At 70.6% G+C, this 22,203-nt stretch carries 19 protein-coding genes and 2 pseudogenes; 10 read left to right on the forward strand and 11 right to left on the reverse strand.

Annotated elements, in window-relative coordinates; all coding sequences use genetic code 11:
* Positions 1-109: 109 nt before the first annotated feature.
* Complete coding sequence (locus tag QIT00_RS03970; protein WP_282533750.1) at positions 110-691, reverse strand: TMEM165/GDT1 family protein; 582 nt, start codon at positions 689-691, stop codon at positions 110-112.
* Between the two features lie 300 nt (positions 692-991).
* Positions 992-1,462, reverse strand: coding sequence for a DUF2000 domain-containing protein (locus tag QIT00_RS03975; protein WP_282533646.1), 471 nt, complete (start codon positions 1,460-1,462; stop codon positions 992-994).
* 91 nt (positions 1,463-1,553) lie between these two features.
* On the opposite strand from QIT00_RS03975, the pseudogene QIT00_RS03980 reads away from it, so the two are divergent.
* Positions 1,554-2,259, forward strand: a pseudogene (locus QIT00_RS03980) (helix-turn-helix domain-containing protein).
* Here QIT00_RS03980 and QIT00_RS03985 read toward each other — a convergent pair.
* Entirely contained in the window at positions 2,254-2,823 is a 570-nt protein-coding gene (locus QIT00_RS03985) for a GNAT family N-acetyltransferase (RefSeq protein ID WP_282533647.1), read from the reverse strand. The pseudogene QIT00_RS03980 and the gene QIT00_RS03985 sit on opposite strands and share 6 nt — an antisense overlap.
* A 207-nt stretch (positions 2,824-3,030) precedes the next feature.
* Between QIT00_RS03985 and QIT00_RS03990 the strand changes: the two genes are divergently transcribed.
* Positions 3,031-3,606, forward strand: coding sequence for a GNAT family N-acetyltransferase (locus QIT00_RS03990; RefSeq protein WP_282533648.1), 576 nt, complete (start codon positions 3,031-3,033; stop codon positions 3,604-3,606).
* 466 nt (positions 3,607-4,072) lie between these two features.
* Here the strand turns inward: QIT00_RS03990 and QIT00_RS03995 are convergent, their stop codons facing one another.
* Positions 4,073-5,416 carry an MFS transporter gene (locus QIT00_RS03995; protein WP_282533649.1) on the reverse strand — a complete coding sequence of 448 codons (1,344 nt, stop codon included), beginning with the start codon at positions 5,414-5,416 and terminating at the stop codon, positions 4,073-4,075.
* A gap of 105 nt (positions 5,417-5,521) precedes the next feature.
* Between QIT00_RS03995 and QIT00_RS04000 the strand changes: the two genes are divergently transcribed.
* From QIT00_RS04000 to QIT00_RS04025, 6 genes are all read left to right on the forward strand, one after another.
* Complete coding sequence (locus QIT00_RS04000; protein WP_282533650.1) at positions 5,522-5,881, forward strand: ArsR/SmtB family transcription factor; 360 nt, start codon at positions 5,522-5,524, stop codon at positions 5,879-5,881.
* Positions 5,882-6,007: 126 nt separating this feature from the next.
* Positions 6,008-6,604 (forward strand): O-methyltransferase, encoded by a 597-nt coding sequence (locus QIT00_RS04005; protein ID WP_282533651.1) that lies wholly within the window; start codon positions 6,008-6,010, stop codon positions 6,602-6,604.
* Positions 6,605-6,760: 156 nt separating this feature from the next.
* Entirely contained in the window at positions 6,761-7,900 is a 1,140-nt protein-coding gene (gene pstS / locus QIT00_RS04010) for a phosphate ABC transporter substrate-binding protein PstS (protein ID WP_282533652.1), read from the forward strand.
* Positions 7,901-8,118: 218 nt separating this feature from the next.
* A complete protein-coding gene (locus tag QIT00_RS04015) occupies positions 8,119-9,060 on the forward strand; it encodes a LysR family transcriptional regulator (protein WP_282533653.1) in 942 nt (313 codons plus the stop codon).
* Positions 9,061-9,412: 352 nt separating this feature from the next.
* Positions 9,413-10,345, forward strand: coding sequence for a hypothetical protein (locus QIT00_RS04020; protein ID WP_282533654.1), 933 nt, complete (start codon positions 9,413-9,415; stop codon positions 10,343-10,345).
* On the forward strand, positions 10,342-10,767 hold the full coding sequence (locus tag QIT00_RS04025) for a hypothetical protein (protein ID WP_282533655.1): 426 nt from the start codon (positions 10,342-10,344) through the stop codon (positions 10,765-10,767). Before QIT00_RS04020 ends, QIT00_RS04025 begins: the two co-directional genes overlap by 4 nt.
* A gap of 93 nt (positions 10,768-10,860) precedes the next feature.
* Here the strand turns inward: QIT00_RS04025 and QIT00_RS38885 are convergent.
* Positions 10,861-11,237 (reverse strand): annotated as a pseudogene (locus QIT00_RS38885) (alpha-amylase); the annotation flags it as partial.
* Positions 11,238-11,733: 496 nt separating this feature from the next.
* On the opposite strand from QIT00_RS38885, the gene QIT00_RS04035 reads away from it, so the two are divergent.
* Positions 11,734-12,189 carry an ArsR/SmtB family transcription factor gene (locus QIT00_RS04035; RefSeq protein ID WP_282533656.1) on the forward strand — a complete coding sequence of 152 codons (456 nt, stop codon included), beginning with the start codon at positions 11,734-11,736 and terminating at the stop codon, positions 12,187-12,189.
* Positions 12,190-12,258: 69 nt separating this feature from the next.
* Positions 12,259-12,594 (forward strand): YnfA family protein, encoded by a 336-nt coding sequence (locus tag QIT00_RS04040; RefSeq protein WP_282533657.1) that lies wholly within the window; start codon positions 12,259-12,261, stop codon positions 12,592-12,594.
* A 19-nt stretch (positions 12,595-12,613) separates the two neighbouring features.
* Here QIT00_RS04040 and QIT00_RS04045 read toward each other — a convergent pair whose 3' ends face one another.
* The 6 genes from QIT00_RS04045 to QIT00_RS04070 all read right to left on the reverse strand — a co-directional run bounded on the left by QIT00_RS04045 (position 12,614) and on the right by QIT00_RS04070 (position 22,148).
* Entirely contained in the window at positions 12,614-15,055 is a 2,442-nt protein-coding gene (locus tag QIT00_RS04045; protein ID WP_282533658.1) for a DUF6333 family protein, read from the reverse strand.
* A 213-nt stretch (positions 15,056-15,268) separates the two neighbouring features.
* On the reverse strand, positions 15,269-16,528 hold the full coding sequence (locus tag QIT00_RS04050; RefSeq protein WP_282533659.1) for an MFS transporter: 1,260 nt from the start codon (positions 16,526-16,528) through the stop codon (positions 15,269-15,271).
* 204 nt (positions 16,529-16,732) lie between these two features.
* Complete coding sequence (locus QIT00_RS04055) at positions 16,733-18,058, reverse strand: purine-cytosine permease family protein (RefSeq protein WP_282533660.1); 1,326 nt, start codon at positions 18,056-18,058, stop codon at positions 16,733-16,735.
* A gap of 33 nt (positions 18,059-18,091) precedes the next feature.
* The gene (locus QIT00_RS04060) at positions 18,092-19,531 is read right to left on the reverse strand and encodes a YlbE family protein (RefSeq protein ID WP_282533661.1); all 1,440 of its coding nucleotides are present in this window, start codon (positions 19,529-19,531) and stop codon (positions 18,092-18,094) included.
* Positions 19,528-21,072: an acyl-CoA synthetase FdrA gene (gene fdrA / locus QIT00_RS04065; RefSeq protein WP_282533662.1), complete on the reverse strand. Its 1,545-nt coding sequence runs from the start codon at positions 21,070-21,072 to the stop codon at positions 19,528-19,530. Before fdrA ends, QIT00_RS04060 begins: the two co-directional genes overlap by 4 nt.
* Positions 21,069-22,148, reverse strand: a complete 1,080-nt coding sequence (locus QIT00_RS04070; protein ID WP_282533663.1) for an oxamate carbamoyltransferase subunit AllH family protein — start codon at positions 22,146-22,148, stop codon at positions 21,069-21,071. Before QIT00_RS04070 ends, fdrA begins: the two co-directional genes overlap by 4 nt.
* Positions 22,149-22,203: the final 55 nt, after the last annotated feature.

Here is a 22,203-nt window from a genome sequence, read left to right on the forward strand (position 1 = left end):
CTCGTACTGCACGATCACGAACTCGGCCACGAGCCTGGCCGAAACCCCTCGGGCCCCCGGACCGCAGAGGTCCAGGGGCCCGTACGTACAACAGGGCTGACGTGGGCGCTCAGCCGGTGAATGCCTCCACCAGGGTCCAGATCGCGAGGCCCGCCATGCAGGCCGCGCCGATGCGCTGCACCGTCTTCAGCGGGACGCGCTGGGCGATGAACTTGCCGACGAGCAGGGCCAGGGCCGAGACGGACATCAGCGCGGCGGCGGAGCCGATGGCCGTGGGGAGCCAGCCGTTGGTGGCGGCGAGGTTGGCGGTGGTGATCTGGGTCAGGTCGCCCCACTCGCTGATGAAGACCGCCATGAAGGCCGTGGTGTAGACGGGCCAGAAGCCGGTGACGGTGCGGGCCGCGCCGTCCTCGTCCTCGTCGTCGCCGCTGCGCAGCAGCACGAACGCGCCGAAGGCGAACAGGGCCGCCGAGACGAGTTTGACCACCATGGCCGGCAGCAGGCCGAGGAGGCTTCCGGCGCCCACGGCGATGGCGACGTGCACGACGAACGCGGTGGACGTGCCGAACCAGACGTACAGGGGCCGCATGCGGGTGCCCATGGCGAGCGACGCGAACATGGTCTTGTCGGGGAGTTCGGCGAGGAAGATCAGCCCGAAGGCGGTGAGGATCGCCAGGGGGTCGAGTGTCATCTCTGGCACGGGTGCTTTCTGCTGGGGCCGGGCCGAAGGACTCGTACGGCACCCGGGCGGGCGACGGGGAGAACCCTTTCGGCCCGGCACGACGGATCCGCCCGCACGGTGGTGCGGGCAGGGTCATGCCTGGCCGAAGGTCTCGTCCGCCCCCGCACTCGGTGCGGGCGGCCCGGTGGCCGGGGCGTCCTCGGACGTCCAGTGTGTCGACCAGCGGTTCTCGGGACTACTCCCCTTCGCGAACACCCATGCTACACATCCGCCGCGGAAGCTCCTCCGGGGCCCCGGCATCCGTGCAGGTCAGGGGTGCATTCGGGCGCCCTTGAGGACTTTGTCGACCGCGTTCTTCGGCCCGTACACGGCGATCCCCACCACGTCGAGGTCATCCTTCGGGACGGCCCGGACGGCGGCGCGGTTGTCCCGGTCGTTGCCGGTGGCGAAGAGGTCGGACGTGAAGACGGACCGGGGCAGCGAGCGGGACAGGGCGCGGCCGTGCGCGGCGGTCAGCGTCTCCTTGCCGCCCTCGAAGACCAGGACGGGCTGGCGGAACATCGGCAGGTACGGGGTGCCGTCGGCGTCGGCGCAGGGCTCGCCGATCACCTCGGGCGCCTCGGTGCCGAGCCCGCTGACCAGGAACGCGGTCACGTTGAGCCGTTGCCAGGGCTCCAGGTCCTCGCGCAGGAGCACGGCGATCTTGGAGTCGAAGCGGACGGGGGCGGCGGCCTCGGAAGCGGGCTGTGGGGCGGGTGCGGGGGTGTGCTCGGTCGTCATGGTCCGATCCTGCCGACCTGGCCCTTCGGGCATCTTGTACGTTCTTTGCATGGAGGCCGGTGCGATGGGCATGGAGGCCGGTGAGAGCGGCATGGAGGCCGGTGCGAGCGGGGCCGCGGCGTCGCAGGGGCAGCGGGTGGCAGCGTGGCGCCCGCGGGTGCCCGGGGTCGTGGAGGTCTTCCACGCGCGGTTCCTGGAGCACGCGTACCCGATGCATGTGCACGACGTGTGGACTCTGCTGATCGTCGACGACGGCGCGGTCCGCTACGACCTGGACCGGCGCAAGCACGGCACCCCGCACGACCGCGTGACACTGCTACCCCCGCACGTTCCGCACAACGGCTCGCCCGCGACCGTGCACGGCTTCCGCAAACGCGTGCTCTACCCGTGTGCACCTGCCCCACCTCGGGGAGCGGCTGCGCGCGCACCTGTGTCCCCGGCTCGCCGACCGGCCGCCGCAGGGCGACCCCGGGGTCGCCGCCGAGCTGCGGGAGCTCCTGGACGCGCGGGTGCCGGAGGGGCTGAGGCTGGACGAGGCCGCGGGTCTGCTGCATGCCCATCCGGCGCATCTGGTACGGGCGTTCACCGCGGCGTACGGCATCGCCCCGCACCAGTATCTGACGTCCCGCAGGCTCGACCGGGCCAGGCGGCTGCTGCTCGACGGCCTGCGCCCGGCGGAGGTGGCGGCCGAGGCGGGGTTCTACGACCAGTCGCATCTGAACCGGCACTTCAAGCGCCTCATGGGCACGACCCCGGGCAGTTACGTCAGGAGCGCCCCCGCGACCGCTCCGTCATGAGCGCCCCCGCGACCGCTCCCCGTCCCGGAGCCCCTCCTCCCGCCTGAGCCGGAGGACGACGCTGCGCCGCCAGGGCCCCTCGGGGACGGTCGGGTCGTCAAAGTCCTCCGCCGGGTCGTGCGTCATGCCGAGGCGGCGCATCACGGCCTGCGAGCGGACGTTGCCGACGGTGGTCACGGCGAGGATCTCCGGCAGGTCGAGCACGTCGAAGCCGAACTCCACGACGGCACGGGCCGCTTCGGTCGCGTACCCGTGCCCCCAGGCAGTCCGGGCGAGCCGCCAGCCGGCCTCGATTCCGCCGAACGGCATCCCGTCCTCGACCGGGTCGAGCCCCGCGAACCCCACGAACGCGCCCGTCTCCACCACTTCGACCGCCCACCAGCCCCAGCCGCGCTCGTCGAGGTCGGCCTGGAAGCGGGCCAGGGAGGCGGCGCTGCGCTCGGGCGTCAGGACGTCCGGGAAGTGCTCGCGCACCACCGGGTCGGCGTTCAGAGCGGCCCACGGCGCGAGGTCGGACTCCCGCCAACTGCGCAGCAGGAGACGGTCGGTGCGGAGGTCTGGCATGGGGCGGACGGTAGCCGGGGGTGGGCGGGGGAAGCGAGCGAATTGAGGGTGCACTCGGGGGCTTGCGGCCGGGGGCTTGCGGTCGAGGGCTTGCGGTCGGGGGCTGGCGGTCGGGGGCTTGCGCTTGAGGCCCGACACCTTGCTCCCCGGTTCCGCCGAGTGCCCGTCCACCCGGCGGACGCGCCCGGACCGTGGCATCGTGGCGCCATGACCACCCTCACCGTCCGCCCCGCCTCCGTCTTCGCGGACGTACGTGCCCTGGTCGGGCCCAAGTCGCCGCAGGCCAACGTGTGTTGGTGCCTCAGCTACCGCATCCCGTCGAAGCTCAACAACGAGCTGCGCGGCCCGGCCCGTGGCGATTACGTGGCCGAGCTGTGCCGCGCCGAGCCCGCGCCCGGGGTGCTCGCGTACGACGGGGACGAGCCGGTCGGCTGGGCGGCGGTGGCACCGCGCGCGGACACCGCGTTCGCGCACAGCCGCAAGATCCCGCACGTGGACGATCTGCCGGTGTGGTCCCTGTGGTGCATCCGCGTCCGCCCCGGCCACCGCAAGCAGGGCATCTCGCACGCCCTGATCGCCGGCGCCGTCGACTTCGCCCGCGCCCACGGCGCCCCGGCGATCGAGGCGTACCCGCTGGACAACGGGGACGCCAAGGTCGACCTGACGATGGCCTACCCGGGCCTGCGCAAGAACTTCGAACGCGTGGGTTTCACACACGCCGCCGACACGACGTCGGTGCTTGCGGGGCATCCACGGGTGGTCATGCGGCTTGATCTGCGGTGAGGCGTGCGGCGCCTGCGGTTTTCCCCTCCCCGCCCCTTCCCGGTGTCCTGCCAAATCGAGCCCCTCCGGCGATTGAGGAGCGGGGGTCCGGGGGCTGGCCCCCGAAGCTCCGCAGCCACGCGGCGCCAGCCGCATATCTGCACAGCCGGGAAGGGGCGGGGAGGGGAAAGACCTCTGGCGCTGAGCGCAGGTGACCGCTCTTTCAGCCGGACGAGGGGCTCAGCGGCTGCGGCTGCGGCTGCGGCTGCGGCTGCGGCTGCGGCTGCGGCTGCGGCTGCGGCTGCGGCAAGGAGCCCAAGTTCCGGCCCCGGACGCGTGCCGAAGTGCGGGCCCGGCGGGTCGTCGCGGAGCGGCTTGGGCTGCCGTGGGCCGAGGTGCTCGCGCGGCCCGATCCGCTCACGCCCGTCGACGACTGAGCCCGACTGACCCGCTGACCCGCTGACCCGACTGACCCCACTGACCCGACTCACCTGCCCACCGCCCCGTACGCGCGCGGCCAGCGCCGGTGCAGTTCGTCGATGACGTACGGGTGACTGTGCCCGGAGCCGGTCGACTCGGCCAAGTGCGGGTGGTGGGGCGGTAGTTCGGGGTGGCGGTGGGTGAGTCGGGTGACGTCTCGGGTCGGCCAGAGCAGTGTGGCCGTGAGCGCGCCCGCGAGGGCCAGCGCACCGAGCACCCACCCCGCGGCCTCCGGGCCCACGCCCACCGCGACCCCGCCCGCAAGGGGATACGTGAGCAGCCAGCAGGCGTGGCTGAGCGAGAACTGTGCCGCGAAGGCCGCCGGCAGGTCCGCGGGTGCCGCCGAGCGGCGCAGCAGCCGCCCCGTCGGGGTCAGCAGCGCCGAGCTCGCCGCCCCGAACGCGCACCAGGCGCCGAGCAGCGCGGGCCAGGACGGCCCGGCGAGCGTGGCGATCCCGTACGCGGTGAAGACGACCGGCAGGGCGAACGCGGCGGGCAGCATCACGGTTCGGTCGCCGACCCGGTCCAGTACGCGCGGCAGGAGCAGGGCGACCAGCATCGACCCGGCGCCGTACGCGGCGAGCGCGACCGACACCGCGCCGGCGGAGCGGCCCAGGTCGTGGCGGACCAGGACCACGGTGTTGACGATGACCATGGCCCCGGCGGCCGCCACCGCCAGGTCGAGGGCGAGCAGCGCCCGCAGCCGGGGCGTGGCCCGGAACAGCCGGAGGCCGAACGCGGCCCGTCGGGCGGCCCCGCGCGCACCGCCGCCCTGCGGGGAAGGCTTGGGCAGGACGCAGGAGACGACCAGGGCGGCGGAGGCGAGAAAGCCCGAAGTGGTGCCCGCGAACAGCCAGTTGTACGAGACGAGCGACAGCAGGCCCGCCGCCAGGGCCGGGCTGAACAGGCTCTCCAGGTCGTACGCGAGCCGGGACATCGACAGCGCGCGCGTGTAGTCCCGCTCGTCCGGCAGGACGGTGGGCAGCGCGGCCTGGAAGGTCGGCGTGAATGCGGCGGAGGCGGCCTGGAGCAGCAGGATCAGGACGTAGACCTGCCAGACCTGCGTGACGAACGGCAGCGCGAGGGCGACCGCGGCGCGGGTCAGGTCGGCGGCGACGAGCAGCGTGCGCCGGGGCAGCCGGTGTGCGACGGCGTCGACCAGCGGGGCGACCGTCACGTACGCCACCATCTTGATCGCGAGGGCGGTGCCGAGGACCGCCGAGGCCCTCTCCCCGGCGATGTCGTACGCGAGCAGCCCGAGCGCCACCGTCGCGAGTCCCGTGCCCACGAGCGCCACGACCTGTGCGGTGAAGAGGCGGCGGTAGGTGCGGTGGCGCAGCAGTTCCAGCACGGGAGTCCTCCAGGCCTGCGGGCGACGCGGCACCCTCCACCATAGCTACATGTGCGCAACTGCGCACGTATGCATATGACAGTGGAGGAGGTCTACGATGAACCCATGCCGGGACGCGAACAGACCCCACTTGCGAGCCGTGCGCACGAACGCGCGCCGGGGCCCGAACAGTTGCGGACCGCCTCGTCGGTCTTCGCGCTCCTCGCCGACCCGACCCGACTGCATCTGCTGTGGCTCCTGGCGCAGGGCGAGCGGGACGTCACCGAGCTGACCACCGCCAGTGGCGCCGCCCGCACCGCCGTCAGCCAGCACCTCGCCAAACTCCGCCTCGCGGGACTCGTCCACGCCCGCAAGGAGGGCAGGCGCGCGGTCTACGCCCTCACCGACGGCCACCTCCGCCGCCTGGTCGTCGAGGCCCTGAGCCACGCGGACCACCAGGTCACCGGGGAGCCCTGGCACGCCTGACCGCTGCAACCGCTGCACCCGCTGCACCCGCTGCACCCGCTGCAACCTCTGCAACCGCGGTGCTCCCGTGCCGTTCCCGGCCCGTTGCCGCGCGGGCCCCAACTCCCCCGCGTACGTTGGCTGTCCATGAGCACCCACCTCGACATGAACCTGCTGCGCGCGCTCCACCGGTCCGGAGTCGAGTACGACGCGCGACAGAGCGACCGGCTTCTTCGGCGGCGCAACCTCGAACCGGAGTCGGCGGCCCTGCTCGCCGTGGTGCTGCGCGCGATGGGCGCCCGGCGGATGGTCGAGATCGGGACGTCGAACGGCTACTCCGCGATCTGGTTCGCCGACGCCCTGCGCGCGAGCGGCGGCGAACCGCTGCTGAGCGTCGACCTCGACGGGGCGGCGCAGCGCGAGGCCGCGGCGCAGCTCGCGGAGGCCGGGCTCGCCGGTCAGGTGGAGCTGCGGGAGGCCGACGGGGGCGCGGTGCTGCGGGAGGTGCCGGACGGCTCCCTGGACGCGCTGTTCCTGGACTCGGAGCGGACCGAGTACGCCGGCTGGTGGCCGCACCCCCGGCGGGTGCTGCGCCCCGGCGGACTGCTGATTATCGACAACGTCCTCTCGCATCCGGACGAGGTGGCGGAGTTCCTCGCGCTCGTCGAGGCCGACGCGGGGTTCACCTCGACGACGGCCGCGGTCGGCAAGGGCTTGGCTCTCGCCGTCCGCGCGGCCGCGTGAACCGGCTCGTCCGCGGTCCGGGGCACCCGCCCTTGAGGTGTACGTAACCCTGCGTTCGCCTGGATGCCGCTCTGCCGCTCCCCTGGTCCGCGATCATCCGTGATCACCGTGATCACCGTGATCGTTCGCAGGACCTGAGAGGAACAAGAGGACAAGGTGCAGCGCCGTCGCAGGGTACGCAGCAGCTCCAAGGCCGTTTCGAGCACGAGTGCCGTGGTGGTGGGCGGCCTGCTCCTCGCGGGCTGCGGGCTCACCGGTCCGTCCGAGGACACCGGGCAACGGCCGGCCGCGAAGCCCGCCTCGGTCGTCGAGCTGGACTGCGCGGAGCGCGGGCAGGTCGCGGGCGCGGGGTCCAGCGCGCAGCAGAACGCGATGACGTACTGGATGAAGGAGTACCAACGGGCCTGCCCGGGCGTCGAGATCGCCTACAACCCGCTCGGCTCCGGGGCAGGCGTCGCGCAGTTCCTTCGCGGGGCCACCGCCTTCGGCGGCTCGGACAGCGCCCTCAGCGAGAACGAGGTGCGGGTCTCCGAGCACACCTGCGTGGGCGGGCGGGCCGTCAACCTGCCGATGGCAGGCGGCCCCGTCGCGATCGGCTTCAACCTGCCGGGCGTGGACGAGCTGGTGCTCGACGCCCCGACGCTCGCGGGGCTCTTCGACGGACGCGTCACCAGCTGGGACGACCCGCGGATCAAGGCCCTCAACCCGGACGTCGACCTGCCCGCCACGCCGGTCCACCCGGTGCACCGCTCGGACGACTCGGGCACCACGCAGAACTTCCAGTCGTACCTGTCCGAGGCCGCCGGGGACGCCTGGCCGTACCCGGCGAAGAAGAACTGGCTGGGGCACGGCGGCAGTTCGGCCTCCGGGTCGAAGGGCGTGGCCACGGCCGTCACGTCGACCACTGGCGCGATCGGCTACCTCGACCTGTCTGTGGCCGTCCAGCGGCACGTCGACACGGTCAGCGTCGACACCGGCGCCTCGCGTCCCGTGCGCCCGACTCCGGAGAGCGCGTCGAAGGGCATCGCCGAGGCGCGGACCGTCGGCCGGGGCAAGGACCTGTCCCTGGAGTTCGACTACGGGACGTCGGCCGAAGGCGCGTACCCGATCGTCCTCGTCACGTACGAGATCGTCTGCGACCGGGGCAACCAGCCCGACTCCCTGCCCGGCCTCAAGTCCTTCCTCACCTACACGGCGAGCACGGAGGGCCAGCGAGTGCTGCCGCGTCTGCGCTACGCGCCGCTGCCGAAGGAGCTGGCGTCCGAGGTGCGGGACGTCATCCGTACGCTCGACTAGGGCGTGTCTCCGGCCCCAGGGGCGTCTCCAGGGCGGCGACCGCGCCGAAGCAGTTGACGCTCACCTGGAGATCGCGCAGGCCCGCGCCCGTCGAATGGTCCGTCCTGGGGACCGAACCCCGAGCCATCCGTCGACCGGCAGTCAGCGCCTTCGACCAGGGAAAAGCTGGCCTGAAGGTACGTGGCTGATGGACGCGGTTGTCCCATAGTTTCTCTCCCATGTCCGAAGGCGTCGATGCGAGCAGTGGACGGGGCAGTTACGCGGAACCGAGCGTCCATCAACTCCGGCTGTTCAGTGTGCTGGCGGAGGAGCTGCATTTCGGACGTTCCGCGGCCCGACTCTTCATGTCCCAACCGGCCTTCAGCCAGCAGATCCGCATGCTGGAGCAGCGGCTCGGTCTGCGCCTCGTGGAGCGCACGACCCGCAGGGTCGAACTCACCTCAGCTGGGCAGGCCCTGCTTTCCGAGGCCCGCACAGTCACAGCGGCCATGGCCGGACTGCGCCGAACTGTCGAGTCGCAGAGCCGAGCAGCGGCGGGGAGGGTCGTCGTAGGGACCCTCGCAGCGGAGTCCGCGATGCCGATCACTCGCGCCATTCTGGGCGAAGTGCATGCAAAGCATCCGCAGCTGAAGGTCGAGCTGTTCAATCTGAACTTCGTCAACCAGTACGACGCGCTTGCCCGAGGCGAGGTCGATATCGCCTTCCTTCGTCCCCCTGTACCGGCTGGCTTCCAGACCCTGAAGCTGGCGGAGGAGCCACGTGTCGTCTGCCTCCCGGCCGATGATTCTCTGGCGGAGAAGGACGTACTCACCCTTGACGACCTGTCCGCGCGCACGATGACGACCATGCCTCCCGAGTCGCCCCGCGCATGGCGAGACTTCTGGGCGGTCAACCCACGCCCGGACGGAGTTCCCATCCATTTCGGCCCAGTTGCTGTCGATGTGGAAGGGGTTTTGCATGCCGTTGCGCACGGCCAAGCGATTGGGATATTGCCCGCGTCGGCGCGTGAATTCTACCCCCGACCTGGTATTCGATACCGCGATATTCCGGGCTTGCAGCCGTGTGAGATGTCACTGACCTGGACCGCCCGGAATCGTGATCGCCACGATGTGGAACTCATCCGCACCGTCGCCCGGAGTGTGCTTCGCCGCAGCAGCTGATGCCGCCCGCGTACCCCGACGGGCCGGCGGGCCCGCTCCGCTCGTGCCGCCCCGGCCCGAGTGAGACCTCCGGCCTGGAGCAGGAAACCCAGAGCCGAGAACCCGGAGCAGGAACCCGGAGCCGAGGTATGCCCAGGTGCTGGATTCCGCTCATAAGCACTGGTCTATCAATGTGTGCCGTTGTCCGATCAGAAAATCCTTCCATTGAGCCGTGACGCCAGGGCAGGATTCTTCGTGTCAGGACCGAGGTGCACCACGGGGGTTTTGAATGGGCACGCCCGAGTATCGGAACAGCGAGTCGACGACGAGAACACCGCGAAAGCCCGCAAGCAGAAAGCGGAATTACACTTTCGTGACTGTCCTGGCGTGCTCGGCGTTGGTGGCCCCGCTGGCCCTTTACGCGGCTTACGGCTCTGGTGAGGAAGAAAGTCCGGGGCCGGCACGGGAGCCGACGCGACAGGAGAGGAGCCTGCTGCACCGGGCAGAACAGATTCTGCTGCGGGACTGCATGCGCGAGCGGGGCTTCACCTATCGAATGGTGGCGGAGCATCCGGTCAAGGACGCACGAGAATTCCCTTATGTCATCGACGATGTGGCATGGGCGCGGGAGCACGGTCACGGGACAGATATCCAGCGGAAACAGCGGGAGTTGCGCCGGGACAATCCCAACCAGCGCTACTTCCAGAGCCTTTCGCCGGAGCGCCGGGCCGCCGCGCTCGAAGCCGCCAATGGGGCACGCCCCGACGCACTGACCGCGAAAACCCCGGACGGAATGCGGCTCACGCGCAGCGACGAGGGCTGCCAGGCAGAAGCGGAACGGCGGCTGTACGGCGACCTGGCGGCCTGGTTCCAGGCCCGGTCGACGCTCGAAGTGTTACCCGAGCTGACAAGACAACGGGTACTGGAAGACTCCGGATTCGCCACAGCGGTACGTCCCTGGGCGCGGTGCATGCGCGCGGCCGGGCATTCCTTCGACAACCCCGCTGAAGTACGGAAGAAGCTGGCCAAGCAGCCCCTGCCTCGGAACGAGGAGATCCGGCTGGCGGTGGCGGAGGCGCAATGCGCCCACAGCTCCGGCCTGGCCAAGAAGGTGAAGGCTCTTCAGAAGCGCTTCGACACAGAGTTTCGGCAGCGGTTCCGGTCCGAGGTGAACACCGGACAACGGCTCCAGCTTGCCGCGATACCCCGTGCCCGCTCGATCGTCGAGAAGAGCGAGCAGGGCACGGAAACGGGGGCGCGGGACAGACCCGCGTCGGACAACACATCACAACGGGAGGAATCTTGAGGATCAAGCGCACGGTCATGGCAGGTGCGGCGCTCGCCGCTCTGACCTTGACCACCGCACCGGTGGCACAGGCGGCCGAACCCTCGCCCGAGGGTGGCATCGGTGCACAGGGCCCCGACGGGAAACTGTACGCCTGGGGCGAAACCCACCGGGGCGGCGGCGAACCTTGCTCATGGTCCAGCAACTCGGCCGACTGGGGCGGTACGTGGTGGGGTTGCTCGGACTGGGCCTCCTCGCTGCACAACAACGGCTACCCGGGGGCGATGGACGACGTGTGGGTCTATGAGCACACGGGCTACGAGGGAGGGCGGCGGGGTGTGCACAACGGCGTGTACCTCACGGATCTCCACCCGTACAAGTACGACGGGTCCAACGTGAGGCTGAACAACACCATTTCCTCCCACCAGTGGACCAATCTGTAGCACCGGGTTGATTCCCAGCGGGTGCGCCTCCACCAGGGGCGCACCCGCTTCCATCCGCAGACGATCCGAACGAAAGGACCCGGCCAGGTCGTGTCAGTCGCCGGGGGCCCGCAGCCACACCGTGGCGTCCGGAGGCACCAGCCCGTCCGACGGAGTCTCCCCGGAGCTCAGCAGCACCTCCCCCGCAGACAGCGGGACTCGTCGTCCTGCACCTTGCGGCGCAGCCTCGTCGCTTCGTGGGTGCAGCTCCAGGGTCGAGCCGCTTCCGAGGTCCACGGCAGCGGCACCCGGCAGCCGTCCCGGCCCTTGCGGCGACGCCCGGTCTGCTCCCCCGCCGGGTCCTGGAGGTCGACGTGCGCGAGGTCGGCGACCTCCGGAAGCCCCAACTCCTCGCCCTGGTACAGGTACGAGGAGCGGGACAGCACCAGCGTCAGGAGCGTCGCCGCCCTGGCCCGGCGCAACGCCGACGCGCTCCTCCTCGTGCCGTTCGGCCTGACTCCTGATTCGACCTGACTCCTGAGGAGCGCGCCTGGACGGCCTGGGCGTGCCCGTCGTGTACGTGAGCCAGCGCGGGTGTACGGCATCTGGTCAACCTGAGCCATCGACGCATCGCTTTCCCGCGCTCGCGTCGCGGGGCCGCCGGCTTCACGTTCAGCTCGCGCAGCCGCATCGACGGCTGCCGGGAGGCACTCACGGAGGCGGGCATCGAACCGTCCGACGAGCTGGTCGTGGACGTGCCCACCCCCGGACGGCGCGGCACCCGAGGAGGCGACGGCACCCTCCTCGGCCTCCGCGAGCCGCCCACATCGCCGCTCATCGATGGCCCCTCGGCCGACCCCGCCGCGTACCCAGAACTCCCGACGCGACTGATCCCCCGGGCGAGCACGGGCCGGTGCCGGAGGGGTAGGGGACACTGCGTACACTGCACCCCCGGAGCCGTGATTCGACGTATGCCAAAATAACGGTATGTCGATTGCTGAGGCCGCCCCCTCGGAGATCCCCGCGGACGCCCCTGCGGAGGTCCCCGCGGACGCGCCTGCGGAGGTCCCCGTGCAGGCTCCCGAAGTACCCCCTGTGGAGGCCCACGTGGAAGCCATCGCCACCGCTCCCTGCTGCCCTCCCCTCACCGAGCGTCCGTTCTCCGCCGCGGAGGCCGAGTATGCGGCGCCCATGTTCAAGGCCCTTGGTGACCCCGTAAGGCTGCGGCTCTTCTCCCTGGTGGCCTCACACCCGGGCGGCGAGGCCTGTGTCTGCGACATCTCGGATGTCGGCGTCTCCCAGCCGACCGTCTCTCACCACCTGAAGAAGCTGAAGCAGGCCGGCCTGCTGGCCTCCGAGCGCCGGGGCACCTGGGTCTACTACCGGGTCGAGCCGTCCGTGCTCGCCTCGATGGGACACCTGCTCACGCCCGCCTCTGTCTGAGTCGACTGCCGCTCGCCGCTCGTTCCGGTTCCTGTCCCGCCTCACCCCCTTCCGAAGGATCGTCCCGCCGTGCTCGTCGCCCGCTCCGTCGCCCTCTTCGTCGTCGCCGCCCTCTTCGAAATCGGTGGTGCCTGGCTCGTGTGGCAGGGCATCCGTGAACACAAGGGCTGGATCTGGATCGGTGCGGGGGTGATCGCCCTCGGCCTCTACGGCGTGGTCGCCACCCTCCAGTCCGACGACAACTTCGGCCGCATCCTTGCCGCGTACGGCGGGATCTTCGTTGCCGGATCCATCGCCTGGGGCGTGATCGCCGACGGCTACCGGCCCGACCGCTTCGACGTCATCGGCGCTCTGATCTGCCTGGTCGGGATGGCAGTGATCATGTACGCCCCGCGTAGCCACTGAGGCCGGGCCGCCGCTCCCTTCACACTCGGCCGGGCCTCAGCTGGGGAACCACACCTCCTCCAGGTGAAATGCCGCGCTGTCCGTGCGCCGGACATGGAACACCGAGATCTGCCGCCCTGCCTGCCAGGCGGCGCGTTCGCCGCCCAGGGCGAGCACCCCCGAGCATCGGCCAGTCGCGCTCGCTGGGCTCGTCGTCCAGATCGAAGCCCGCTTCCGCCGCCGACTCCCGGTCCACACCGATCGCCCGCAGCAGGGCTTCGGGGTCGCCCGTGATGTTCCAGTCCTCGTCGCAGTCCCAGCCGCCGGCGATCACCTCCTCGCCGCCTGGGAGGAGCACGGCGTCCTCGAGATAGCTGTTGCCGTAGTCCATCTCCACGGAGCCGACGATCCGTGCCTCGGGGTGCCGGGCCCGCTGGCGGCGTATCTCCGCGTACAGGGCCTCCGTCAGCAGGTCACTGCCCAGCGCCGGCTCGACGATGTGGACGACGTTGCCCCAGCAGCCCACCGCGACCCGGTCGAGGTCGGCCCTGACCTCTGGCATCGGAACATCCACGGCCGGGACACAGGGCAACTCCTCCACAACCTCCGCGACCGTGCCCAACGCCTCCACGAACTGCCGGGCACGCACCGGGTCGTGGGGAGTCACGCCCACGTCGCCCCGGTCGTCGGCGGATTCCGCGCCGGTGTCCTGCTCCTGCTCCTGCTCCGGGAACGGCGGGAAGAGCAGCGTCAGCGTGGCGCCGCTGCCCCACTTGGGCCGCACCTCGTCTGTGGGCTTCCGGCCGTCGCCCTCCGTCCCCGCCGTCCCGGATCCCCGCTTCCTGTAACCGTCGAGGACCTCGCTGAGGCGCTCGTCCGGGTCGTCGCGGGCGATCAGGCCTCGGAGATGGCCCACTGGTTGGCAGAGATACCCCTGGTCGTCGTCCGGGTCGTCGGGGTCGTCGGGGTCGACAGCGTCCTCGTCGTAGTCGTCGCCGTCCTCGTACTCGAAGTCGTCCTCATCTCTGGGGCGTTCGAGCACCGTGGGTTCGTCGTACGGGTTGTCCTCATCCGGTTCGGGGCGTAGGGACCATCGGGCGTCGCGGTGGATGACCTGGACCTCGCCGAGGTACCAGCCCGCGCCCTGGACAAAGGGCTCGTGCTGTGCGGCCGTGATCTCCTCGTACGTGGGGAAGCGTTCGCGGACCAGGGCGCCGAGGCGGTCCAGGCTCTCCGGTGAGAAGTCCCAGGCCTCCACTCCCCCACCGGCGAGCTCGGCCCAGTCTGGGAAGGCTTCGCGGCGCTCGGCGAGATACGCGTGCAGGCGCGGGTTGTCGTGCCAGTCCGGGTCATCGAGCTCCGGGTCTGCCTCCAACTCCCGCAGTTCATCGGCGAGTTGTCGGCGCTGTTCATCGGTGAGGGGCGGCGGGAGGTGTTCCGGTGCGACGAGGGGCCACAGGATCTCGGGCCAGGGTTCGCCCGCGGATTTCGGCCGGCCGTCGCGCCGGTGCTCCTCGCCGGGGTCGGGGAACTTGTCGACCACGTCGCGCAGGGGCTCACCGCGCAGGACGGCCCGGATCATCTCGGCGGGATGCTCGGCCCATCCTGCGTAGCGCATCGGCTGGGCCACGTAGATGGAGTCCGTCCAGTACGAGTCCTCCGCGTACCAAGTGCCGGGCGGCGCTTCGGGGTTGGTCTTGCGGAACTGCCAGCCGGCGTCCTTGTTGCGGACTACGTACTCCCCCACGTACCAGGCGGCGACGATCCAGAAGGAGCGCTCCGCCACCCGGTCGTACTCCTCGACCGTGCCGAGGCGGTCGCGCAGCAGCTCCTCCAGGGCGTCCAGGGAGGCGGGTGAGAAGTCCCAGCGTTCGCGGCCGCCGCCTGCCTTCTCCGCCCACCAGCCGAGGTAGTCGTGGAAGCGTTCGCTCGGCCACTGCTTCCAGTAGTGGCCGAATGCCTCCAACTCGTGGAACCGCACCCAGGGCGTGGGGACCCGGTCGGGCTTCCAGCCCGGGTTGGCCTTCTTGTGCTCCACCACAGCCTTGCGCAAGCGCAGGGCGACGGTCGCGAAGATGTTCTCCGTCTTCTCGTAGACCGCCTGGCCGACCAGGAGTATCGGCACGATCGGCTCCAGGCCGAGCACGGGGTCCGGCTGGACGGCGGGCATGCCGACGGCGCCCGCTTCCTCGTCCCACACCCAGCGGCCGCCGCCCTCCTCGAGCAGGGCCTCGCCGAGATAGCCCGCGAGGCACTCCATGTACAACGCCTGCGCGTGCGTGCCGTCGTCGGTGCCGTAGATCGAGGCCAGGTCTTCCTCGAGGAGTCTGAGCGAGTCGATCGAGTAGTCGTGCTCCCAGCCCTCGCCGGTGAACTGGTCCACGAGCAGGTCCATCCGCTCGTGCAGCGTCTCGATCCAGAGGTACAGGGTGTGGGCGGGCGAACCCTCTTGAGCTTCCATGCCCGCGAGATAGGCGTCCATGGATCCGAACGTAGGGCATCGCACTGACAATCGCCCGACGCGCTGTCGATCACTCCAACTCGGCCGGACCCGACGCGACTTGCTCGTCAGGATTTCTCCGAACTTTTTCTTCGCGGCCGGGAACTCTCGCACGGATCACGTGCGTTCACACGTCACCAGCAGGACAACCAGCCGCAAATATCGAAGCCGCCGCGTGCGGACCGTCAGGTCGTTTCAGACCCGCGTGTCCTCGCGCCCGCTGTAGCGCAGAAGCTGCGGCACGCGGAACGCCAGGACGCTGAGAAACACCACGAGCAGCATCGCGCTGACAAACGTGGTGGTGCCGACTCCGACCTGCTGGGCTGCCACGCCGAGGACCAGGGACGCCAATGGCATGACGCCGATGGCGAGTTCCTGGATGCCGAGGGCGCGGCCCTGCACGGAGGGTTCCGTGACCATCAGCAACAACGTCGACTGCAGAACACCGAACGTGGCGCTCGTCAGACCGATGCACGCCATCAGGACGAACGAAAGGGCAGTGTGGTGGGAGAGCGCGAACAATGCCCACAGGGCAGCCCAGGTCGCTGTGCCGATGACGAACAGGCCGCCCTTGGCCCGGAAGTCACCCAGGCCCGCGATGATCAGGGACCCGGCGAGGCCGCCCGCTCCGCCGCAGGTCAGCAGCCAGCCGAGGCCGGCGGCGTCGAGGTGCAGCAACTCGTCCGCGAACACCGGCATGAAGCCCTGGTAGACGGGCCACAGCAGGATGTTGGCGGCCAGCGTCACGAACAGCACGCCCGCGGCGAGGCGGTTGGTCAGCACGGTGCGCAGCCCGGCCGTGAGCATCCGGCCCACGGACTCGGGGTGCCTGCGGGCCGTGGCGTGGGGTGTGCGCCGGGTCCGGTGGCGCAGGGGCCGAAGGGCGATCAGGGAGATCCCGTACCAGGCGGTGGAGATCCACAGGGCGGCGGGCGCGCCGACGGCGCTGATCATGGCGCCGCCGATGGCCGGTCCGAGTACCTGAGTCATGTTCATCGCCATCGCGTTGAGAGCGTTGGCGTTGCTGAGGCTCTCGCGGCCCACGAGGTCCAGTACGAGGGCGAAGCGGGCCGGTTGGGACGGGGACTGGGCGAGGCCGATGGCCAGTCCGCCGAGGACCAGCGCCCAGTAGGGCACGCGGAAGAAGGACTCCATGGTCGCCACCGCTGCGACGGCCACGAGAGCCCAGGTGCAGGCGAAGGTGAGCAGCCTGACCCGGTCGAGGCGGTCCGAGAGCACCCCGGCGAACGGCCCGAGGAGCATCGGCGCCAGGCGGGCGGACGTGAAGACGGCGAGCAGTATCTCCGAGTGGGTGGACTCGAAGACGAGCCAGCCGAGGATCAGCGTCTGGGTCCAAGTGCCGCAGAAGAAGAACAGGTTGGACACCCACAGGCGGCGGAACGGCGGGCTGTTCCGGAGGGAGGAGAGGGCACCGGTCGCCGTGCTCGCGCCCACCGGCCTTCGCGCTCCCGGAGCTTCCGGAGCTCCCGGCTGACCCGGTTCTCCCAGCTGGCCCGGCTGGCCCGCCTCTCCCAGCTGGCCCGGCCTGCCCGGTTCTCCCGGCTGGCTCGCCTCGCCCGTCGGGTGCGGGTTCCCGGGCTGGTCCACCGGGCGGGTCTCTCCCCGAACTCCCGTCCTGCGCTGGTCTTCGGCGGTCACCTAGTGCGCCTCCGTCGCCTTGGCGAGAGTGCGCTCCAGGACCAAGTAGGCGATCACCGCGACGACGAGTCCGCTGACCGCGTCGGAGAACCGCGGTGCGTACCAGTGCACGAGCCCGCCGACGAGAGCACCGGCGCCCCAGGCCCCGAAGGCGGTGGGGCGTATGGCACCGGTGGGTCGGCCTTCGACGTGGCGGCGGAGGATGACCTGATCGGCGATGAGGACGCCGCCGAGGGGTGGGACGAAGACGCTGAGGATGACCAGCCAGTCGAGGAAGTGGTTCCACACCCCGGCGAGTGCGGCGGCCGTGCCGATGGCACCCAGGACGAGCGTCATGATCCGCATCTGCGTGCGGGTGAGGTGCGACCAGGTGAGCGCCCCGTTGTAGAGGCAGTGGCTGCACACCGAGCCGAGGTTGACGAAGACGAAGACGGCGGCCAGGGCGTCCAGGAGGGCTCCGTGGTCGCCGGTGAGGAGGGGCAGGAAGTTGCCGCCCACGGTCTCGGCGGAGGCGATCGCCCCGGCCGCCACGACGACACCGCCGGTGATCTGCGCGACCAGGCTGGCCAGCGGGAACGCGGTGGCGGTGGCGATGACGGCCTGCATGCCGTTCCTCGACCAGCGGGTGAAGTCGGCTGTCATGGTGCCCGAGTCGGCGAAGGTCGCCATGATGAGCGAGACGGCCGCACCGAAGGTCATCGCGCCGGCGCCGGCGACACCCTCGTACGCGAAGATCGCGCCCAGGTCGTGGTCGCGGGCCACGAGCACGACGGCTATGACGCCGACGACGATGAACAGCGGAGCGGCGATCGCACCGAGCCAGGACAGGGCGCGGATGCCGAGATAGGTGATGGCGACGAAAGCCGCGCCCGCGACGACGGCGACGAGTTGTTCGTGCCAGCCGAAGGCCTGGTGCAGGGTGGCCCCGGTGGCTCCGGTGTTGAAGGCGAACCAGCCCACCACGATGGTGGCGAGGAAGCCGGAGGCCACGATGTAGCCGATGCGGCCGAAGGTCTTGGTGGCCTGGAGGGAGAAGCTCTCGCCGGTGCTGCCCGCGCGGTGGCTGAGCAGCCCGACGTAGACGAGCATCACGAGATTGGCGACGACGATGGCGGCCAGCCCACGCCAGAAACCCAGGACGGCGACGACGACCCCGCCGGGTACGGCGTTGGTGAGGATCATCGGGAAGCCGAACCAGACGGCCGACACGGTCAGCAAGGACTTGCGGCGTTCCGGCGGAACAGGGCTGTGCTCGTACTCCGAGTCGGGTTCGAGCTCCGGGCTCGCGTGTGCGGCATCGTCCGCGAGGGGTTGACGACTGTCCATGGGGAGGGTCTCCGAAGCGGGCTGGCGCGCGGATCAGTCGAGGGCGGCCGCGAGGGCGAGGACGGCCTTCTCGAACACCTCGACGGGCGGGTGCGTGATGCCGGCGCCGATCATGCCGATGCCCGCTTCCTTGTGGGCGATAGCGGTGTTGATGACCGGCAGGATCCCGGTGGCCAGCACCTTGCGGACGTCGATCCCGGTGGGGATGCCCTGGAAGTCAAGGATCGGGATGGTGACGTTCGGGTTCTGCGCGGTGGTGATCTCCCCCATCTGGCGCGTGCAGGCGATGGCCTCCTGCACGGTGCCGCCGACGAGGGCGACGATCGCGGGAGCGGTGGCCATGGCGAAGCCGCCGAAGCCGTACGTCTCACTGATCGCGCTGTCACCGATGTCGAGGCCGGAGTCCTCCGGCCGGTAACCGGCGAACATCGGTCCGACGACCTGCTGGGCGGGCCCGGTGAACCACTGGTTGCCGACCAGGCCGCTGACCCGGATGCCGAACTCGACGCCGTTGCGCGCCATCGTCGTGACGACGGCGGAGTCCTCGATGCCGTGCGCCGCGTCCATGGCGGCCTTGGCCATGGCGAGCCAGGTCGGGCCCGAGAAGTAGTCCGAGCCGGCGATGAAGTCGAGGACGTCCTTCTTCTGCTCGGTGGTGAAGCCGGTCTGCAGCAGGGACGGGGCCAGGGCCTGCATCAGCAGCACGGTGCCCGCGATGTTGCGGTTATGGCACTCGTCGCCCATGTGCAGGGCCTGCGACAGCAGCAGCCGCAGGTCGATGGGGCCGCCGATCTCCATGGCCTCCTTGAGCATGGGGCCGAGCACGTCCCGCATCCAGATCAGGCGATCGATCACCGAGGCGTCGTTCGCGCCCATGCGCAGGATCTTCGCCATCTGCTCGGAGAGGTTGGTGTACGCGGTGTTGCCGTACGTCTCGTTGTGGACGATGTGCATGTACATCGACGCGGAGGTGACTCCGGCCATGGAGCCGACGCAGTCGTGCTCGTGACAGGGCGAGAAGGTGATCGCGCCGGACGCGGCGAGTTCGGCAGCCTCGTCGAGGTCGTCGGCGAGGCCCTCGAAGACGAGCGCGCCGGTGACGGCGCCCTTCATCGCACCGGCCATGCGGTCCCAGGTGATGGGCGGTCCCGCGTGCAGGATCGTGGTGGGCGTCATGCCGGGCACGACGTCGATGGCGCGGCCGAAACCGGTCAGCAGGGGCTGGGAGTTGGCGATCCGCTCGACGGCGAGGGCGTTGGCGGCCTCGATGCGCGCGGCGGCCTCCGGGCTCTCCAGTGCGTCGAGCGCGTCGAGTATCTCGGGCTTGCCGCTGCCCGGCGGTGTCCAGTCGAGGGTGGTGACCTTGGCGCCCTGCGCGGCGATGTCCTGCTCGAACATGGCGAGTCCGACGTTGACGACGTCGAGGTCGCCGGCGAAAAGGTCGTGGACGGGGGTGCTCAGGGGGTTGCTCATGCGTGGGTGACCTTCCGGGCGAGGGCGCGGGCGAACTGGCCCGTCTCGGTGCTGCTGCGGGTGACGGTGACTCCGGCGGCCTTCAGGGCGGCGATCTGCTCGTCGAGGGCCGGGGTGTCGAGGTCGGTGCCGAGTACGTATCCGACGATCTCCAGGTGGCGGCCGGCGTCGGCGGCGATCTGCTGGGCCTGCTCGACGGCGGGCAGGGTGACGCCTACGGGGTCCTCGTGGGCGCCGAAGCCGAGGACGAAGTCCATGACGATCAGGGCGACTTCGGGGTCCTTGGCCTCCTCGACCAGGCGGGCCAGGCGCAGGGACGGATCGATCATCGGGTGCGGGCGCCCGTTGGTGAAGTCGTCGTCGCCGAAGTCGAGGAAGGTGTGGCCGGTGCTGGGGCTGTCGGCGGTGAGGCGGCGGGCCGGGTCCTTCTGGATGTTGCTCCAGACGTCGTCGCCGAGGTCGAGCATGGCGTACATCGACTCGTCGCAGAGGGTTCCGCCGCAGAACAGGCCGCGTACGTACCGCTGTTCCGGCCCGAGCAGGGCAGCGACCTCGTCGATACGGGTGGTGTCGAGGGGCTCGACGTCGGCGTTCGGGTCCGCGCCGAGACGGACTGCCTGCAGTGCGGCGTCCTGGGTGCCGGTCGCGAAGTGCCCGCCCGCGGCGACGACGGCCTCCTCGGACCCGCCCACGAAGTACACGACGACGGGCTTTCCGGCGGAGGCGATCTCGGCGAGCACCTTCTGCTCGACGGACGGGGCCGGGGGCTTGGAGACCAGGACAATGACGCTGGTCGTCGGATCGGAGGCGAGCGCGCGGATGCCGTCGATCATCATGATGCCGCCGACCTCCTCGCTGAGGTCACGGCCGCCGGTGCCGATGAGCTGCGAGACACCCGCGCCGAGGGCGTGGATACGGACGCTGAGTTCCTGCGATCCGGTGCCGGAGGCGGCGACAATGCCTACGGAGCCGGGCCGGACTGCGTTGGCGAAGCAGAGCCCGACGTTGTTGATGATGGCGGTGCCGCAGTCCGGGCCCATCATCAACAGACCCTTGTCGTGGGCGAGTTGCTTGAGGGCGATCTCTTCCTCGACGGAGACGTTGTCGCTGAACAGCAGCACGTGCAGGCCGTTCTCCAGAGCCTTGCGGGCTTCGCGGCCCGCGTAGGCGCCGTTGACGGCGATCACGGCGAGGTTGGCCGCCGGGTTGTCCTGTGCGGCGGCGGCGATGGTGCGGTGGGTGACCGTCGCGTCTCCGGCGGAGGGCGCCTTGCGGGTGAGGAGTTCCTCGACGGCGGCGAGCACCGTGTCGACGTCGGCGCCCTCGCGGGCCTCCACGACGACCATCAGGTCGCCGTTGCCCGCGGCTTCGAGCTCGGGTGTGAGCAGGCCCAGGTTGGCAAGGACCCCCTTGTTCATCTCCGTGCCCATGGCCACAAAGGCCTGCTCCACGTCGTCGAGGCCGTTCGCCTTCGTCGAGATGGCCATCAGGGACACGGAGTCGAAGTAGGTGTTCTTCTTGACGACTGCTGTGCTGCTCACAGCGAACCTCGCAGTTCTTTCTCCAGGTGGAGCCCGGTCACCAGACCGGACAGGGTGTCGGCGCCCGAGGTGTGGCCGTGGGCCAACGCGCGGCGGACCGGGCTTCGGATGGTGTCGACGGCCTGCGCGTCGCTCTGCCCGCGAGTGGCGGTGAGTGAGCGCAGCACGTCGACCAGCGGGGCGCGGACGCGTCCCGCCAGGGCCTCACGCAGGGTGGTGGTGCTCAACAGCGTGGTGCGGCAGGGGTGTTCGGTGAGGATGTGGTCGAGGGCACGGGCGAAGGGGCCGAGCCTGCTGCCGCCGATCGCGGACAGCACGGCGATGCCGACGAGGAAGTCGTCACCGGCCGGGGTGAGTCCGGGACCGAGTCCCAGGAGGGCCAGGACCGCCTCGTCCAGAGGGGAGGAGGATTCGCCTGGGGCGGCGGCCTCGCGCGGGGTGGGGTCGGTGGCGGTCGGGGCGACCTCGGACCCGCGCCGCACCGGGTCCGGGCCGGACGGCGAGGACTGACCGGTCACTGCGTCACCGTCGCAGCGGTACGGTGCCCCGCACGACGAGCGGACCGCCCGCACGAGTCGCCGGCGGCCGTGGTCGAGTGCGGCGCAGACAGCCGTCTCCATCGGGGCGGCGGTGGGAGCTGCGCCGAGCATGCCGCCCAACTCCCCGTAGGCGTACGTCGCTTGCCGTAGGGCGCGTGCCGCTGTGGAGAGTTCGCTCGACGTCAGCTGGTCAAGGCTCGGCAAAATGGGATTCCATTCTCCGGATTCCCGTAGACAGATCCGGATGCCGCCGTGACCTCCGGGCAGCGTGAGGCTACCCGGCGCGAACTCGACCGGCTCTCCCGGGCGCACCCCGCTGCCGCCCCAGTGCGGGATGTCCACGATCAGGGTGCGCGGCGCGTTCTCGCACCCTCGGGCAGCGAGGGAGACGAGCTCGCCGTCCGGCAACTGCAGGTTGAGGACGCCACGGAAGACACTGTCCACGCGCCCGCGGCCGCGGAGCGTGCGCAGTCGCGCGAGCAGCGCCGCGTCCCCGGAGCGCGAGTGCAGCACCGCGGATGCGCGCACCGACACCATGTCCACTCCCCTTCACTTCCCGCCCGAACAGAACGCCGAGGCCGGTTCCACTCGC

Origin of the sequence: Streptomyces luteolus, assembly GCF_029968015.1 — a bacterium.
Taxonomy (GTDB): Bacteria; Actinomycetota; Actinomycetes; order Streptomycetales; family Streptomycetaceae; genus Streptomyces; species Streptomyces luteolus.

What these genes read in the sequence shown, in the direction of transcription:
- QIT00_RS04070 (WP_282533663.1), bottom strand. Translation starts at nt 22,148, where the DNA reads ATGGTGTCGGTGCGCGCATCCGCGGTGCTGCACTCGCGCTCCGGGGAC.
- QIT00_RS03990 (WP_282533648.1), top strand. Translation starts at nt 3,031, where the DNA reads ATGACCACCCTCACCGTCCGCCCCGCCTCCGTCTTCGCGGACGTACGT.
- QIT00_RS04055 (WP_282533660.1), bottom strand. Translation starts at nt 18,058, where the DNA reads ATGGACAGTCGTCAACCCCTCGCGGACGATGCCGCACACGCGAGCCCG.
- QIT00_RS04035 (WP_282533656.1), top strand. Translation starts at nt 11,734, where the DNA reads ATGTCGATTGCTGAGGCCGCCCCCTCGGAGATCCCCGCGGACGCCCCT.
- QIT00_RS04045 (WP_282533658.1), bottom strand. Translation starts at nt 15,055, where the DNA reads ATGGACGCCTATCTCGCGGGCATGGAAGCTCAAGAGGGTTCGCCCGCC.
- QIT00_RS03970 (WP_282533750.1), bottom strand. Translation starts at nt 691, where the DNA reads ATGACACTCGACCCCCTGGCGATCCTCACCGCCTTCGGGCTGATCTTC.
- QIT00_RS03975 (WP_282533646.1), bottom strand. Translation starts at nt 1,462, where the DNA reads ATGACGACCGAGCACACCCCCGCACCCGCCCCACAGCCCGCTTCCGAG.
- QIT00_RS04005 (WP_282533651.1), top strand. Translation starts at nt 6,008, where the DNA reads ATGAGCACCCACCTCGACATGAACCTGCTGCGCGCGCTCCACCGGTCC.
- QIT00_RS04000 (WP_282533650.1), top strand. Translation starts at nt 5,522, where the DNA reads ATGCCGGGACGCGAACAGACCCCACTTGCGAGCCGTGCGCACGAACGC.
- QIT00_RS04060 (WP_282533661.1), bottom strand. Translation starts at nt 19,531, where the DNA reads ATGAGCAACCCCCTGAGCACCCCCGTCCACGACCTTTTCGCCGGCGAC.
- QIT00_RS04015 (WP_282533653.1), top strand. Translation starts at nt 8,119, where the DNA reads ATGTCCGAAGGCGTCGATGCGAGCAGTGGACGGGGCAGTTACGCGGAA.
- QIT00_RS03985 (WP_282533647.1), bottom strand. Translation starts at nt 2,823, where the DNA reads ATGCCAGACCTCCGCACCGACCGTCTCCTGCTGCGCAGTTGGCGGGAG.